Origin of the sequence: Okeania sp. SIO2B9 (assembly GCF_010672505.1) — a bacterium.
In the GTDB taxonomy this organism is placed as follows: Bacteria; Cyanobacteriota; Cyanobacteriia; order Cyanobacteriales; family Microcoleaceae; genus Okeania; species Okeania hirsuta.
On sequence record NZ_JAAHGK010001813.1, the window covers coordinates 1 to 1,030 of the forward strand.

The window sequence follows — 1,030 nt, forward strand, 5'->3', positions numbered from 1 at the left end:
GCTGTTTGCAGAGCATCATCTAAGGAAAAGCTGATAGCTAGTGCAGGATGGCGGAAATAACTGACCAGTTACAAAATACTCAAGCAATTACAAATCAATACTTTTGACCTTTGACTTTTGACTTTTGACTTCCGCGTAGCGGCCCTAGTTAATTACCTTGACCTTGTTGACCATAAGCTTGCCAAGCTAAGTCCACTAAACCATTAATAATAGCCACTGCTACCACAGCACTACCCTTACGACCATCAATTCTAATATGAGGAATCATCGAATCGTATAAACGTGACTTAGCTACATCAACCCCGACAAAACCAGAAGGAGTACCAATAACCAAAGCAGGTCTAATTTCCTCAGCTTCAATTAAGTCAACAATTGCACATAGGGCAGTTTGAGCTTCACCTATAACGAAAATGCCCTCTGGATAACGTCGAGCTAAAGTTTCAATTCCCCAAGCTGCCGTAGTTTTTTCCTTCTGGGGTCTAGTTATAGCATCCATTGAACAATAAACAGGATTAACAAAGGTACTTTGAATTACTGGTGTAATACCCACCTGAACCATTGGCACATCTACGACAATAGTTGTACGAGCAGCTAAAGCAGCAGCTCCAGACTGTAAAGCATGGTCAGAGAAACTAATTAGAGACTTATATTCAAAATCTGCCGTAGAGTATATTACTCGCCTCACAATTTCGTACTCCGCAGGAGAGAAGGCGTGAGGGCCAATTTCTCTGTCAATAATTCCTAAGCTTTCGGCGTCTGTCAGGTGCCATTCCATATCAAATTATTCCCTGCCTGCAATAGTTAATTAATATAAAGATGCAAAAAAATGAAAATATTAGCAATTAATAATACCCTGGAGGGGCAAAATTTTAAAGAAATCTCCACGGGAGTAAATCTATAGCACTACTAGAATTGGTTAGGACATTTTTCAATCCTAAAATCCTTTTACAGTTTGTGATTCCCTATTCCCTGTTCCCTATTCCCTGTTCCCTAGCGCTATAGATATCAAATTATCAGATTATCAGATTTT

Annotated in this window: 1 protein-coding gene; it reads right to left on the reverse strand. The window is 39.5% G+C overall.

Annotated elements, in window-relative coordinates:
- Positions 1-148 precede the first annotated feature (148 nt).
- Entirely contained in the window at positions 149-775 is a 627-nt protein-coding gene (locus F6K13_RS34655) for a precorrin-8X methylmutase (protein ID WP_287290180.1), read from the reverse strand.
- Between the last annotated feature and the right edge of the window lie 255 nt (positions 776-1,030).

Excerpts from the sequence above, each read along its gene's own strand:
- F6K13_RS34655 (WP_287290180.1), bottom strand. The coding sequence starts at position 775 with ATGGAATGGCACCTGACAGACGCCGAAAGCTTAGGAATTATTGACAGA.